The 13,826-nt window shown below is 69.3% G+C and carries 13 protein-coding genes; 5 read left to right on the top strand and 8 right to left on the bottom strand.

From position 1 onward, the window contains the following. Positions 1 to 22: 22 nt before the first annotated feature. From DIE12_RS01250 to DIE12_RS01240, 3 genes are all read right to left on the bottom strand, one after another. Positions 23 to 397, bottom strand: a complete 375-nt coding sequence (locus DIE12_RS01250; protein WP_044843040.1) for a hypothetical protein — start codon at positions 395 to 397, stop codon at positions 23 to 25. A 329-nt stretch (positions 398 to 726) separates the two neighbouring features. Continuing rightward, on the bottom strand, positions 727 to 1,659 hold the full coding sequence (locus DIE12_RS01245) for an AEC family transporter (RefSeq protein ID WP_124519507.1): 933 nt from the start codon (positions 1,657 to 1,659) through the stop codon (positions 727 to 729). A gap of 164 nt (positions 1,660 to 1,823) precedes the next feature. Beyond that, positions 1,824 to 2,708 carry a LysR substrate-binding domain-containing protein gene (locus DIE12_RS01240; protein ID WP_124484892.1) on the bottom strand — a complete coding sequence of 295 codons (885 nt, stop codon included), beginning with the start codon at positions 2,706 to 2,708 and terminating at the stop codon, positions 1,824 to 1,826. 403 nt (positions 2,709 to 3,111) lie between these two features. On the opposite strand from DIE12_RS01240, the gene DIE12_RS01235 reads away from it, so the two are divergent. Beyond that, positions 3,112 to 3,489, top strand: a complete 378-nt coding sequence (locus tag DIE12_RS01235) for a nuclear transport factor 2 family protein (protein WP_124519506.1) — start codon at positions 3,112 to 3,114, stop codon at positions 3,487 to 3,489. 21 nt (positions 3,490 to 3,510) lie between these two features. Here DIE12_RS01235 and DIE12_RS01230 read toward each other — a convergent pair whose 3' ends face one another. Further along, positions 3,511 to 4,449, bottom strand: coding sequence for an AraC family transcriptional regulator (locus tag DIE12_RS01230; RefSeq protein WP_124519505.1), 939 nt, complete (start codon positions 4,447 to 4,449; stop codon positions 3,511 to 3,513). A gap of 219 nt (positions 4,450 to 4,668) precedes the next feature. Here DIE12_RS01230 and DIE12_RS01225 point away from each other — a divergent pair, with 219 nt between their 5' ends. Beyond that, positions 4,669 to 5,976 (top strand): cytochrome P450, encoded by a 1,308-nt coding sequence (locus DIE12_RS01225; RefSeq protein WP_409364380.1) that lies wholly within the window; start codon positions 4,669 to 4,671, stop codon positions 5,974 to 5,976. A gap of 18 nt (positions 5,977 to 5,994) precedes the next feature. Here the strand turns inward: DIE12_RS01225 and DIE12_RS01220 are convergent, their stop codons facing one another. After that, positions 5,995 to 6,795: a helix-turn-helix transcriptional regulator gene (locus DIE12_RS01220; protein ID WP_044843044.1), complete on the bottom strand. Its 801-nt coding sequence runs from the start codon at positions 6,793 to 6,795 to the stop codon at positions 5,995 to 5,997. 132 nt (positions 6,796 to 6,927) lie between these two features. Here DIE12_RS01220 and DIE12_RS01215 point away from each other — a divergent pair, with 132 nt between their 5' ends. Further along, a complete protein-coding gene (locus tag DIE12_RS01215) occupies positions 6,928 to 8,334 on the top strand; it encodes an APC family permease (RefSeq protein ID WP_124484889.1) in 1,407 nt (468 codons plus the stop codon). 45 nt (positions 8,335 to 8,379) lie between these two features. After that, positions 8,380 to 9,489, top strand: a complete 1,110-nt coding sequence (locus DIE12_RS01210) for a P1 family peptidase (protein ID WP_124519503.1) — start codon at positions 8,380 to 8,382, stop codon at positions 9,487 to 9,489. Positions 9,490 to 9,636: 147 nt separating this feature from the next. On the opposite strand, the gene DIE12_RS01205 is transcribed toward DIE12_RS01210, so the two are convergent. Next, on the bottom strand, positions 9,637 to 9,849 hold the full coding sequence (locus DIE12_RS01205) for a hypothetical protein (RefSeq protein ID WP_124519502.1): 213 nt from the start codon (positions 9,847 to 9,849) through the stop codon (positions 9,637 to 9,639). Positions 9,850 to 10,007: 158 nt separating this feature from the next. Beyond that, complete coding sequence (locus DIE12_RS01200) at positions 10,008 to 12,191, bottom strand: FUSC family protein (protein WP_124519501.1); 2,184 nt, start codon at positions 12,189 to 12,191, stop codon at positions 10,008 to 10,010. A gap of 191 nt (positions 12,192 to 12,382) precedes the next feature. On the opposite strand from DIE12_RS01200, the gene DIE12_RS01195 reads away from it, so the two are divergent. Next, complete coding sequence (locus DIE12_RS01195) at positions 12,383 to 13,330, top strand: LysR family transcriptional regulator (RefSeq protein ID WP_124484886.1); 948 nt, start codon at positions 12,383 to 12,385, stop codon at positions 13,328 to 13,330. Between the two features lie 149 nt (positions 13,331 to 13,479). Here DIE12_RS01195 and DIE12_RS01190 read toward each other — a convergent pair whose 3' ends face one another. After that, a complete protein-coding gene (locus DIE12_RS01190; RefSeq protein ID WP_124484885.1) occupies positions 13,480 to 13,782 on the bottom strand; it encodes a DUF4148 domain-containing protein in 303 nt (100 codons plus the stop codon). Between the last annotated feature and the right edge of the window lie 44 nt (positions 13,783 to 13,826).

Below are 13,826 nucleotides of genomic sequence, written 5' to 3'. Positions count from 1 at the left end.
GCTGAAGACGGGGAAAGAATGCTTACGGCGCGACCACGTGCCACATGTTCTTGAAGTTGTCGCCGTTGCGGTCGCCCTGTTTCATGTCCTTCGCGAAGAAGTACAGCGGCTTGCCCTTGTAGGCCCATTGCGGGCTGCCGTCGTCGCGCTTGACGATCGTATAGGGGCCGACCGGGACGTCGGTCGCGCTGGCCTTGTACGGCGGCCAGAAGGACTCGCATTGGCCCTTGCATGCGCTGGTGCCGGCGTTGGGCTTGTCCTGGTCGAAGGTGTAGACGGTCATTCCGTTCGCGGCGACGAGCGCGCCGTTTTCGACCTTGGTGATCGAGCCTTGAGCCGAGGCCGAAACGGACGCCATGGCGAGCAGGGCGGAGCTGACGAGCAGCACGGCTTTCATGATTACCTCCTTGTAGTCCGGTGGGCGGCGCGCTCGCGCGCACGGCCGGGCGTGCGCGCGAGCGCGGGGAATGGTGCCGGAACGCGGCGCCGTGGCCGCCGGTGCGAGCGACGCGAAGTCGAATGACGGCGGAACGGACCCGCTTCATTCACCATAGGCGGTTTTTCGCGGGGCTGCGAGAAGAACCGGGGGCGCATCGGCGGCGCGTAGGCGTCGCGCAACGTCGCGGCGGTCGTGCGCGCGCAGCGGTATTTGCTATCCGTCCCCGCAGCAGCGCGAAGCGGCGCCGCATGTGCTGCCTCCTTGCGTTCGGCAACGGTGCCACGCCGTCAGCGAAACACCGGCGCCGACGCGAGCGCCGTCAGCACGGCCGGCATCGCGAGCGCGGCGGCGATCGTCTGGAACGCGGTGATGCCGGCCATCAGCGGCGCGTCGCCGCCGAGCTGGCGCGCCATGATGTACGACGAGGACGAAGTCGGCAGTGCCTGGAACAGCAGCGCGATGGTCAGCGCGGCATCGCCGAGCCCGAACAGGCGGCCGGCCGCGAGCGTGGCGAGCGGCATCGCCATGAACTTGAACGCCGACGCGATGCACATCGGCTGCATCCATCCGCGCGCCGCGTCGAACTTCAGTGCCGCGCCCACGCACAGCAGGCCGAGCGGCATCGACGCGGCGCCGAGCGCGCGCACGGCCGGTTCGACGGCGGCCGGAAACGCGAGGCCGGCGGCCTGCATCGCGATCCCCAGCGCGCACCCGACGACGAGCGGATTCGACAGGATCTGGCGCACGAGCGCCCACGCGCCGAGCCGCGTGTCGCCGTAGCGCGCGAACACCAGCACGCACATCAGGTTCACGGTCGGCACGATCGCCGCGACGCACACGGCCGCGAGCGCGATGCCGTGCGCGCCGAACAGTCCGGCGGCGAGGGCGGTGCCGACATAGTTGTTGAAGCGCACCGCGCCCTGGAACACCGACGTGAACCCGGCGCCGTCGACCTGCACGAACCGGCGGATCAGCAGAAGCAGCGCCGCGACGAGCACGGTCGAGCCGACCAGCGCCGCCGCGAGCGGCAAGACCGGCAGCGCTTGCAGCCGCGCAGTCGCGAGACCGTGCGCGAACAGCGCGGGCAGCAGCACGTAATAGCAAAGCCGCTCGGCGTGCGGCCAGAACGCATCGGCGATGAAGCCCGTGCGCCGCAGGCCGTGGCCGAGCGCGACCAGCAGCGCGACCGGCGCGAGCGCGAGCACGATCGGGCCGATCATCGACGCGCCTTCAGGCGATGCAGGCCGAACGGCCGGCGGGCGGCGCGGCGGAACGAAGCGGGAATCCATCCGGCGGGCAACATGGCGGCACGCAATCGAAAGAGTGACGATGCCGCCAAGTTAACACGCGCAAGCAGCAGGAATAATGGTGAATTATCGGGTGTTCAATGAGAAATTCTCATCGATGATGCGCTGACTTCGGCGGCCAGCGCACGTGCGAAACGCTCGGCCGGACGCGACTGGTGTTCGAGCAGCACGACCGCGCGGCCCATCTGCGGCTGGCCGAACGGCAAGCGCGTGACGGGCGGCAGCCGCGCGAGCGTCGCGTCGGGGAGCGCGACGATCGCCGCGCCGAGCCCGCGCGCCACCATCCGCGCGATCGTCTCCGCGCTGTCGAGCACCATCTCCTCGCGCACGCGCACGCCGATGCGGCGCAGCTCGGCGGCGATCATCCGGCCGGCCCACGCCTGCGCGTCGAAGCGGATGAACGGCAGCGCCTCGAGCAGCGTGCCCGCGTCGCGCTCCGCGTAGTGCGGCGGCGCGAGCAGCCAGAAGCGGTCTTCGTACAGCGTGGTCCACGTCAGTTCCGCCGGATGCGGGCGCACCGGGCGCGTCGTGATCGCCGCGTCGAGTTCGCCGGCCGCGACGCGGTTCGCCAGTTCGGCCGACATGCCGGCCGATACGTGCACGCGCAACGACGGGTGCGCATCGCGCAGCGCGAGCAGCGCATCGGGCAGCGGGCCGGACAGCGCGGTATGGATTGCGCCGATCCGCAGGCGGCCGACGAGCTTCTTCTCGTCGCTGAGCGCATCGGGAATCCGGTCGACCATCGCGAGCACCTGCTCGGCCTGCGCGACGAGGATCTTGCCGGCTTCCGTGAGTACCGGCTGGCGGCGCGAACGGTCGAACAGCCGGACGTCGTATTCGCTTTCGAGCGTCTTGACCTGCAGGCTCACGGCGGACTGCGTGAGCCCGATCGCTTCGCCGGCGCGCGCGAAGGTGCGGTATCGGGCGATCGCGACCAGGGTTCTGAATGCGCGTAGTGACATGGGCTCGATGAGAGGGCGGCCGGGACCGGCACGCGGATTGCTCGATGATGCCGGAGGCGGTGCAGGGGCGACGTGCCGATTGCGCCGCCGACGCCGCCGACGGCCGCCGAAGCGGACGGGTGCGGCCGGCACGCTGCCGGACATCATGCCCGCGCGTGCTGAAACGGGCAACCGCGGCAGCGGCGGCATCGGCTGCCCGCGGCAGAATGCGGCAGAACGCGCGGTGCGTCGCATGCGGACCGGCCGGTGCGGGTTTTCGTGAATGGCATCGAGCCGGGCGGGCGCGCTCATCCGTGAACGCAGGATGGGCCGCGCTCGCGCGTGCCGCCCGCCTGCGTTTCATCGATACCTCGGGGCGACGCGTGCCGTCGCGTCGCCCCGGCTCTTTGCGGAGGTAATGACGATGCCAGAGGACCCCGGTGAGGTTGCGCGCGCCAGCTATCGCGCGTATGTCGACAAGGACCGCGATGCGATCGAAGCGCTGATCGCGCCGGACTTCCATTTCACGAGCCCGCTCGACAACCGGCTCGATCGCGACGCGTATCTCGCGCGCTGCTGGCCGAACAGCGCGATGCTCGCCGGTTTCGAGTTCGTCGACGTCACCGTGCACGGCGAATACGTGTTCGTCGTATACGAAGCCGCGACGACCGCCGGCAGGCGGTTCCGGAATGCGGAGCGGTTGCGGGTCCGCGACGGCCGGATCGTCGAGGCCGAGGTGTATTTCGGCTGGTACGTGCCGCATCAGGCGCCCGATGGCGGGTTCATCGAATCGGGCGGTTGACGCGCGACGTGCAGCGGCAGGTCACACCCAGAGCCGGTACATCCAGAACGATTCGTCCTCGGCGAAGCGCCGCACGAACTCGGTTGGCGAGAAGCCCGTGATGCGCCGCGTCGCGCGGCTCAGGTGCGCCTGGTCGGCGAACCCTTCGTCCAGCGCGAGCGCGGCCCAGTCGACCGGTTGTCCGGCGTCCTGCCGGTCGCGCGCGGCGAAGAACACGCCTTCGGTGCGCACCAGCATTTGCCAGTCGCGCAACGAGCGCCCGCTGTACGCCTTGATGCGCCGTTCCACCTGGCGCGGGCTGTGGGTGTGCCGCCATTCGCGCGCGATCGACGCGAGCCGCCCGACCCAGCTGCGCCCGGCATCGCGCAGCGACGACAGCGGCGACACGCTGCCGCGCAGCGCATGCCAGCGCGGCGCGAGGTGTCGGTCGAGCGCGGCGAGCGCGTCGTCGTCGTGCTCGGCACCGGCGAGCGCATCGAGCAGCGGCCGCCAGCTGTCGTCGAGGCATGCATGTGCGTCGACGAAGGTGTCGTGGATCGCCGGCAGCGCGACGCCGAACAGCGCGCGCGCAGCATCGGCATGCAGGCAGACGATGCCGCCTTGTCCGCCCGTCGGCGCCCAGCTCGCGACCGGCATCGACTGGCTGCCCGACAGCGTCGCCGATGCGCCGAACGGCCGCCATACGGGGCCGTCGTCCGTGCACCGGACGAGCCCGACGTCGAAGCCGCGATACCACGACAGGCAGACGATCGGCGACGCGGGGAAATGCGTGAGCCGCTGCGCGTCGCTCAACGCGAAGCCGCGCGTGTCGCGGCAGACGATCGCGACGACCGCGCCTCGCAGCGCGGCCGGCGGCGGATACAGCCGCGTGGGCGGCGACCGGCCGTCGCACCGCACGCGCGGCGCACGCGCGTGCGGATCGGGACATGGTGACGGATTCGGAGACGGACCGGAGGGCATGACGCCGGAGTATAGGGACCGGCGCCGCACGTGTCGATGTCGTTTGCGTTCAAGACCGGCAGCGTGTCGATCCGGACAATCCGGAGCATGAACCCACGATCCTCTTCCCGATGCCCGTTTCATGCGGACGCCGCTGATGCGTCGCCCGTGCTTCACCCGCCCGGCGTATGGCCGCCGGGGCCGCGAGCCGGCCTGACGGGGTGGCCGCTGCTGCGCGCGATGTCGCGCGACCTGACCGGCGCGCTCGCAGGCTGGCAGCGTGCGCATGGCGACGTCGTGCACCTGCGCATGTGGCCCGAACATGCGGTGGTCGTGACCGATCCCGCGCTCGTGCGCGAGCTGCTGGTCACGCATCACGATACGTTCGTGCGCTGGGAACGCGGCATCCGCGTGTTCTCGCGGGTTCACGGGCACAGCGTGCTGGTCGCCGAGGGCGACGCATGGCGCGACAAGCGGCACGCGCTGCAGGCGAACTTCGCGCCGAAACCGGTGCAGGCGTTCGTGCCGTCGATCGCCGCGACAGCCGGTCGTGCGCTCGCGCAGTGGCCCGCGTGCGACGCATACTGGCCGGTCGAGAGCGCGCTGACGTCGCTGGCGATGGACGTGATCATGCGCACGATGTTCTCGGATTCGATCGGCGCACACGCGCGCGTTGCCGAAGAGGCCGTGCGCACGGTCAGCGCGGCGGCGAACGCGGAGTTCTACCAGCCGGCCGGCGCGCCGGACTGGATGCCGTGGAAGCGCGGCAAGGCGCGGGCGCTGGCGGTGCTGAACGGACTGATCGACCGGCAACTGCATGCGCGTCTCGACATGCCGGAGCACGGCTGGCCGGACGACCTGCTGTCGCGCCTGTTGCGGCTGCACCGTGCCGACGGGTACGCATGGCCGCTGCGGGCCGTGCACGACGAGTGCATGACGGCATTCCTGGCCGGCCACGAGACGGCCGCGGCCACGCTGACCTGGTGGGTGTGGAACATGGCCGCGAATCCGGCCGCGCAGGCCGCCGCGCGCGACGAGGTCGTGCGCGTGCTGGGCGGCCGTGCGCCGACCGCCGACACGCGCCCCGCATTGCGATACCTGACGCAGACGCTCGAGGAAACGATGCGCCTGTATCCGGCGGCACCGATCCTGATCAGCCGTCGCGCATTGCGGCCGGTCGCGCTGGGCGCATGGCAGTTTCCGGCGCGGACGCTGTTCATGCTGCCGATTCAGCTGATGCATCACGATGCACGATGGTTTCCGGAGCCGCGGGCCTTCCGGCCCGAGCGCTTCGCCGACGACGCGCCGGCGATTCCGCGCGGCGCATACCTGCCGTTCGGCACGGGGCCGCGCGTGTGCCTCGGGCAGCATCTGGCGATGACGGAGATGACGGTGGTGGCGGCGATGATCCTGCAGCGCCATGAATTGTCCGTGCCGCCCGGCATGGCGGCGCCGCGCGCGGCGCTGAACGTGACGTTGCGGCCCGAGCGCGCCCTGCACGTGGCGATCGCGCCGACCGGGCTGGCGGCGGACGTCGCGTTGTCGTAACGCGGCGGCGTGTCGCGTTTACCCCGCCGCATCCTCCCCAAGCGCCTGGATGAACCGCGAAAACAGCTCCGGCTGCGACGAGATCCCGAGTTTCGCGTAAAGATGCCGCCGATGCACCTTCACCGTTTCCGGTGAAATCGCCAGCCGCTCGGCGATCGCCTTCGACGAATTGCCGCGCAGCACCATTCGCGCGATCGACATCTCGCGATCGGTCAGCACGCCCGCGCCGAAGCGCGCGAGCGCCTGCTCGACGCGCGCGCCGAGATCGTCGTCGGGTGTCACGCGCGCGGCATCGCCCACCAGCCGCCAGTGCTGCCGGATCGTCGCGAGCACCCACGGCATCGCGGCCGTCAGCTTGCCGAGCGGTTCGACGTCGAAGCGCGCGGCCGCGCCGAGCGACAACGACAGCAGCAGGTCGGGGTTCGGCCGCAGCAGGATCTGGATTTCATCGTCGCCGACCGCGTGGCGGAAGTAGTTCAGGAAATACTCGCTCTGCCGGAACAGGTCGGGCGCGACCTCCTCGAGCCGGTAGCAGCCGTCGGCGAGCCCGTCGTGCGCGGCCTGCAGGAACGGATCGAGCAGATACAACCCGTTGAGGTAAAGCGGCACCGGCGACGCGCTGTCGGTGCCGCCCGTGTCGTATTCGTCGAGGACGAGCGGCACGCCGTCGCGGCCGATCGCGGTCGCGAGCGCGTTGTCGAACGGCACCATTTCGTTGAGCAGCAGCACCAGGAAACGCCAGAAGCGCGGCTGGCCGAGATGATCGATCGCGCGGCCGAGCGCCTGGTGCATCGCGATTTCGGAGAAGAGTCGATCCATATCACCACCGAAGGGTGTAACACGAAGGGGGAATAGCGGTCCTGAAATTGGCTTCCTAGACTGCCACGCAATCAATCGGGCCCGAGTATGGGTGTTCAAAAAAGCGCAGGACAGAAGCAACAGGAGAACGAAATGGCGATGATGTCGGAATCGACGGGCACGCTGCAAGCGACGCCTGCCACGGAAGGCGCGCCGCGCGCGTTGTCGCAGACGCTCAGCGTGCGCGACGCGGTGATGATCACCGTGTCGGGCGTGACGCCCGCCAGCTCGATCTTCGTGATCGCGCCGTTCGCGATCCAGCAGGCCGGCAGCGGCGCGGTGCTGTCGTTCCTGCTCGGCGGCGTGCTCGCGCTCGCGTTCGCGCTCTGCTACGCGGAGCTCAGCGCCGCGCACCGCAGCGCGGGCGGCGAATACGTGATGGCCAAACGCGTGTTCGGCACGCTGCCCGGCTATCTGACCTTCATCACGGTGCTGTCCGTCAGCGTGTTCATTCCCGCGGTGCTCGCAAGCGGTGCCGCGCCCTACCTGAACAACGCGCTCGGCACGCACTTCAGCAACCAGTCGGTCGCGTTGACGATCGTGTTGCTCAGCTACGTGCTCGGCATGCTGAACATCAAGACGAACGCATGGATCACCGGCGCGTTTCTCGTCGTCGAGATCGGCGTGCTGATGCTGATTGCGGGGCTCGGCTTCGGCTCGCCGCATCGCGGCGCGGACGCACTGTTCGCGCCGGTCGTCGCGAGCGGCAATGCGCTGGTGCCGGCCACGCTCGCGGCGATCGTGCCCGCGATCGGCACGGCGATCTTCTGCTACAACGGCTTCGGCTCCGCCGCCTATCTCGCGGAAGACCTGCGCGGCGGCAACCGCAACGTCGCGAAAGCGGTGATCTATTCGCTGCTGGTGATCCTCGTCGTCGAACTGATTCCGCTCACCGCGATCGTGCTCGGCGCGCCGTCGCTGACGGAACTGACGAAGAGCGCCGACCCGATCGGCTATGTCGTGCGCTCGCTGAGCAACCCGGCGGTGTCGCGCGCGGTCAGCGGCGGGATCTTCCTGTCGGTATTCAACGCGATCATCGCGATCGTGATCACGATGGGGCGCCTGCTGTACAGCAGCGGCCGCCATGCGCTCTGGTCGCGCACCTGCAACCGCGCGTTCTCGACGATCCATCCGCGCTTCGAATCGCCGTGGCTCGCGACGCTCGCGCTCGCCGTGCCGTCGTCGGGGCTGGTGTTCGTGTCGAGTCTCGACGAGCTGACCGCGTTCACGGTCGACCTGCTGTTGCTGATCTACCTGGTCATCGGGCTGGCCGCGCTCGCGAGCCGGCTCGTGCGCCGCGACGTCGAGCATCATTACCGGATGCCGCTGTGGCCCGTGACGCCGCTCGTCGCGGTCGCGGGTGCCGCATACACGCTCTACACGACGCTGGCGACGGCGACCAAGCCGACCGACCTGATCATCATCGGCGCTCTGCTGGTGGCCGCGCTCGCGATGTATGCGGTCTGGGCGCGCCACAGCGATGCGTTCCGCTCGCTCTGAACCACCCGACACACCCAACCATTGAAAGACTGGAGGAATTGCATCATGCGCACGAGGGATCTCGGCATCCGCATCGGACTCGGCACGCCGGGCCGCTTCAACGCGATCACGGACGTACCGGGCGTGCGGGTCGGACATTGCACGCTGAACGTCGAGAACGGCGATGCATCGATCCGCACCGGCGTGACCGTGATCGAGCCGCGCGCGGGTGCCGCGCACGATTCGCCGTGCTTCGCGGGCGTCCATGTGCTGAACGGCAACGGCGACGCGACCGGGCTCGAATGGATCCGCGAAGCCGGCCTGCTGACGACGCCGATCGCCTATACGAACACGCACAGCGTCGGCGCGGTGCGCGATGCGCTGGTCGCGAACGAACGCGAGGCGGCGGCCGGCCGCGTGTACTGGTGCATGCCGGTCGTGATGGAAACCTACGACGGCCTGCTCAACGACATCTGGGGGCAGCACGTGCGCGCCGAGCACGTGCTGCGCGCGCTGGCCGCCGCACAGTCGGGGCCGGTCGCCGAAGGCGGCGTGGGCGGCGGCACCGGCATGATCTGCCACGAGTTCAAGGGCGGTATCGGCACCGCGTCGCGGGTGGTGGCGGCCGACGCGGGCGGCTGGACCGTCGGCGCGCTCGTGCAGGCGAACTACGGCGTGCGCGAGATGCTGCGCGTGGCCGGTTATCCGGTCGGCGACGTGCTGCGGCACGTGCCTTCGCCGTTTCGCGCGCCCGACGGGCAGGGCGAGGCCGGGATGGGTTCGATCGTCGTCACGATCGCGACCGACGCGCCGCTGCTGCCGCATCAATGCACGCGCCTCGCGCAGCGTGCGAGCGTCGGGCTGGCACGCGTCGGCGGCGGCACCGAGGATTCGAGCGGCGACATCTTCCTTGCGTTCGCAACGGGGAACGACGGCTTGCCCGCCGCGAACTACGGCAGCAAGGGCGCGCCGACGACGGCCGTGAAGATGGTGAACAACGACCACATCTCCGCACTGTTCGTCGCCGCGGCGGAAGCGGTGGAGGAAGCGATCGTGAATGCGCTGGTCGCGGGGAGCGACGTCGAGTCGCGCGGCGCGCGGGTCGAAGGGCTGGGGCAGGCGCGCTTGCTGGATGCGTTGCGCGAAGTGGGGTGGCGGCCGGGGCGCGGCGCCTGAAACGGCATGCGCCGCTTCAATCGAAGCGGCGTGGCGGGCAGGGTCGTTGCGGCGATCGGCCGGCTCGTCGTGCACGCGCGCAGGCGATACGTGCGATACGTGCGATGTGCGCGCGGCGAGCCCGGCCGTGACGACGCGGCGTCATGCTCAGCTGCCGAAGTAGACGTTGCAGAAGCTGACGGGGCCCACGCATGCGTTCGGGTCTTCCTGCTTCGATTGCGCACGATCGACGCGGCCCGAGGCCTGGACGGCTTCGGCGCGGTTCGCCGGTTGTTGCGCGTCGTTGGCCGGCGCGCTCTGCGCGTGCGCGACGGCGGCGGTGAGCGACAGGGCAACGAGGGCGAGGTGCAGCGGCTTCATTTCGGTTTCTCCTGGGTCAGTGCCAGTCTCGCTGGCAGTGAGGAAACTATAGGCTCGCATTGCCTGGAAATTAATCACCGCGGGTGCAGAGCTTATTTCCAATCGGAACAAGGGTGACGTTGCGTACGCATCGATCTCCCGCCGACCGGCATCGGCGCTCAATGACGATGGCGGTTGAACGGCGCATCCTTGTCCAGCAGCGCGCTGCGGATGAAGTGCAGGCAGCCGACGATGCGCTGCATGCGGTGGCGTTCGTCGGGCACCGCGTACCACGCGTGCAGCGTGTGCTGTGCGGCGCGAATCGACAGGTTCACCGATTTGAGCGTGCGCGCATGATGGCCCGGCGTCGGATCGTCGAAGAAGCGCGGCAGCTCGTGCAGCACCGCGTCGACCGAGGCGGTCCAGCGCAGCGTCTGCGGCGGTTTCGATTCGCAGAACCCGTGCAGCTCGTCGCGCAGGTCGATCACCGCATGGCCGACTTCGAGCGTCGAGAGCATCCAGCGCAGTGCGTCGCGATGTTGTCGCGTGCGCTTGACGAGCAGCGTGCGCAGCTGCGCCATCAGGTCGTGCGTGCTCGACTGGAAGCGCGCGGCGAGCCCGTCGCGCGCGCCTTCGCACGCGAACGTGACCTGGCGGCGCAGGTCGTGCGCGATCCGCGACGTGAGCCACGGCATGTGGGTCGGAAACACCACGGCGAACACGATCGAGCAAGCGAGCATCGCGACGACGACGGCGAAGCCGTTGTTGATCAGCACCTCGGGCGTATACGAGATCGCGTTGTCGGGGCCCGCGAGCAGGCAGAAGAACACCGCGAAGCCGATCCCGTAGCCCGACAGGCCCGGGCGCATCGCGAGAAACGCGCCGAGGCCGAGCACCGGCGCGAGTGCCGTGCACAGCAGCGGAAAACCGTCGATGTTCGGATAGACGTAACAGAGAAACACGTAGCCGACGGCCGTCGCGAACGCCGCGCCGACGCCCATCTGCGCGACGAACTTCGGTGCGCGCGGCGACGTCGAGCTGAGCGCGCACGCGATCGCGGTCGCGATCACGGCGAGCGAGCCGCTCGGCCATTCGGACGCGAGCCAGAACGCGCTCATCGCGCCGACGGCGACGAGCGTGCGCAGGAACGCGAAGCCGACGAAGAACGAATTGGTCTTCACCGCGTAGTGCGTGACCGAGCGTTCGAACGCGTGATCGTCGCGATCGAGCGATGCGTTGGTGTCGGCGTAGCCGAGATACTCGCCGATGAAGCGATACATCAGCTCGATCGCGGTGTCGAAGTCGAGCAGGCCGCCGGCCGCGTGATCCTCGATCGCGCGACGCGACGCGCGCGCGGCCTTCGGCAACGCTGCGTGAAAGCGGCGCAGTTCGAGCAGTGCGCCGGTGGTCGACGTGATGCCGCGCTGCCGCTCGTCGCGCAATGCGGTGATCCGCTGCGCGAGCGCATCGATGTGCGGCGCGAGTGCGTCGAGCACCGCGTCCGACCGGTTCGCGCGCAGGCGTTTGACGAGCTGGTGCAGCGCATGCAGGCGCGTGCACGCATTCATGAACTCGCTGTTGAGCCGCGCGAGCCGGCGGCTGCGCGCACGAATGTGCGGATCCTCGAACGACGCGAACGCGCGGTTGGCCTCGAACCCGACGATCTCGTCGACGAAATCGGCGAAGCGCCGCTCGAAGTCGCCGCGCGCGAGGTCGCCCGACAGCGCGCCGGCCGCGAATGCCGCGAACTTCACATGACGCGCGCTCAGCGAGCGCATCAGCGCTTTCGCGGAACTGAGCGGCAGGATCAGCGCGCTGACCGCGCCGGAGCATGCGATGCCGAGCGCGACTTCCGCGGCGCGCGTGAGCGCGGACTGGAACAGCGTCTGCGGCGTCATCACCGCGGGCAGGCCGATCAGCGCGGCGGTGTAGCCGGCGAGCACGAACCCGTACCAGCGGAAATGGCGATTGCGCACCGCGAGCGCGATGCAGCCGCCGACCCACAGCGTGATGCCGGCCATGTACAGCTCCGGCTGCTGAGCGAACAGCCCGCCGAGCGCGAGCGCGGCGACGAGGCCGGCCGCCGTGCCGAGCATGCGGTAGAAGCTCTTCGCGAACACCATCCCCGACAGCGGCTGCATCAGCACGAACACGGTCGTCATCGCCGTGCGCGGCTGCGACATCTCGAGCCGCATCGCGATCCCCATCGCGAGCAGCGCGGCGAGCACGGTCTTGGCGAGGTGCAGCCAGATCAGCCCGTCGGTCGCGGCCCAGTCGCGCGCGGCGCCGCCGAGCGGATCGAGCCAGGTTCTCCATCGGGCCGGTTCGATGGAAGGTCGCTCGATCGCAGGTTGTGGCTTCATGAAAAAAAGCGGGGCGCGTGCGGTGCCGCGGCGCGTCCGGACGGGTCCGTTCGACTGGTGAGGCGCCGATTGTAGGAGTGCGGCGCGCGGGCATTAACGCAGCTACGGGGAAACGATAGTTGCAGGCCGCGTAACAATCTGTCGCACCCGCTGGAGGAAAATAGCGGCTCCGCTACAGGTGGCTCACAGGAATGGATACCCTACAAAACATGCGGGTGTTTACGCGCGTCGTCGAGACGGGCAGTTTCACCGCGGCCGCGCAATCGCTGAATTCGACGACGGGCGCGATGTCGCGCGCGGTGTCGGAACTCGAGGCGCGTCTGCGCACCCGTCTGATGAATCGCTCGACGCGCCGCCTCGCGCTGACGTCGGCCGGCGAAAGCTATCTGCGGCGCTGCCGCCAGATTCTTGCCGACGTCGATCGCGCCGAGGAGGAGGCGAGCTGCGCGCACGAACGGCCGGCCGGCGTGCTGCGCATGCACAGCTTCGCGAGCGTCGGCCATCACTACGTGATGCCCGCGCTCACGCGCTATCACACGCAATATCCGGACGTGTCGATCGAGCTGTCGCTGTCGCAGCGCATGCCCGACCTGTTCGACGGCACGAGCGACATGGCGGTCGTGACCGCATCGTCGCTGCCCGATTCGGAACTCGTGTCGCACCTGCTCGGCTCGACCTTCAGCATCCTGTGCGCGTCGCCCGAGTACGTGAAGCGCCACGGCGCGCCGGCCCGCCCGCAGGATCTCGGCGCGCACGCGTGCCTGACACTTTGCACGCCGGCGTTCCCGACCCACGAATGGGTGCTCGAAGGCGCCGACGGCATCGAGCAGATCCATGTCACCGGGCCGGTGCAGACCAATACGGCCGAGTCGCTCGCGCTCGCGATCCGCGACGGTATCGGGATCGGCATGCTGCCGCTGTATGCGGCGATCGACGCGCTGCAGGACGGTACGCTCGTGCGCGTGCTGCCCGGGCACATCCTGCAGAAGATGAACGTGTATGCGCTGTATCCGTCGCGCCGCTTCATCGACGCGAAGGTGCGCACCTGGGTCGAGATGCTGCGTGCGCAGGTGCCGGGGATGATCGCCCGCGACGTCGAGATGCTGAACGCGATCGACCGCGAGCCGCAGGCTGCCTGATCAGGCAGCCCGAGCGCGAATCCAGGACGAGATGGCCGCGTGCCGGACGGCACGCTGTCCGGCCGCATCCATCGTGACGAACCGTTTCGCGCGATTTCCGCCGCGCCCGCGGGACGCATGTCGCGCGGGTGCGGCGTTGCTGCGTGTCTTCACAGCGCGGGCTTTGCCGCCACGCCCGATTCCGTTGCGCCCGCACCGGCCGGGCCATATGCGCGTTGCGCGGCCTTGTGCTCGGCGAGCCGTTTTGCTGCCAGGCGTTCCTGCGCGGCCATGATGTCGTCCGGATAATTGCCGGCGTCGCCGAGCGACGGGTTGTAGCCGACCGATTCGAGGTCGTAGAGCTCCTGCAGCACCTGTGCGCGCGTGACGGGCGCCTTGGCGGACTGAGCGAACGACAGGGCCGGTGCGGCAAGCAGGACGGCAGCGGCGGCGGTAACGACGAGCGATTTCACGATGTTCTCCAGTAGACGGGGTGTGAGGCCGGTCCGGTGATCGA

The organism is Burkholderia sp. Bp9015, from assembly GCF_003853505.1.
Taxonomy (GTDB): Bacteria; Pseudomonadota; Gammaproteobacteria; order Burkholderiales; family Burkholderiaceae; genus Burkholderia.
This window is presented reverse-complemented; position numbering and strand designations above follow the sequence as displayed.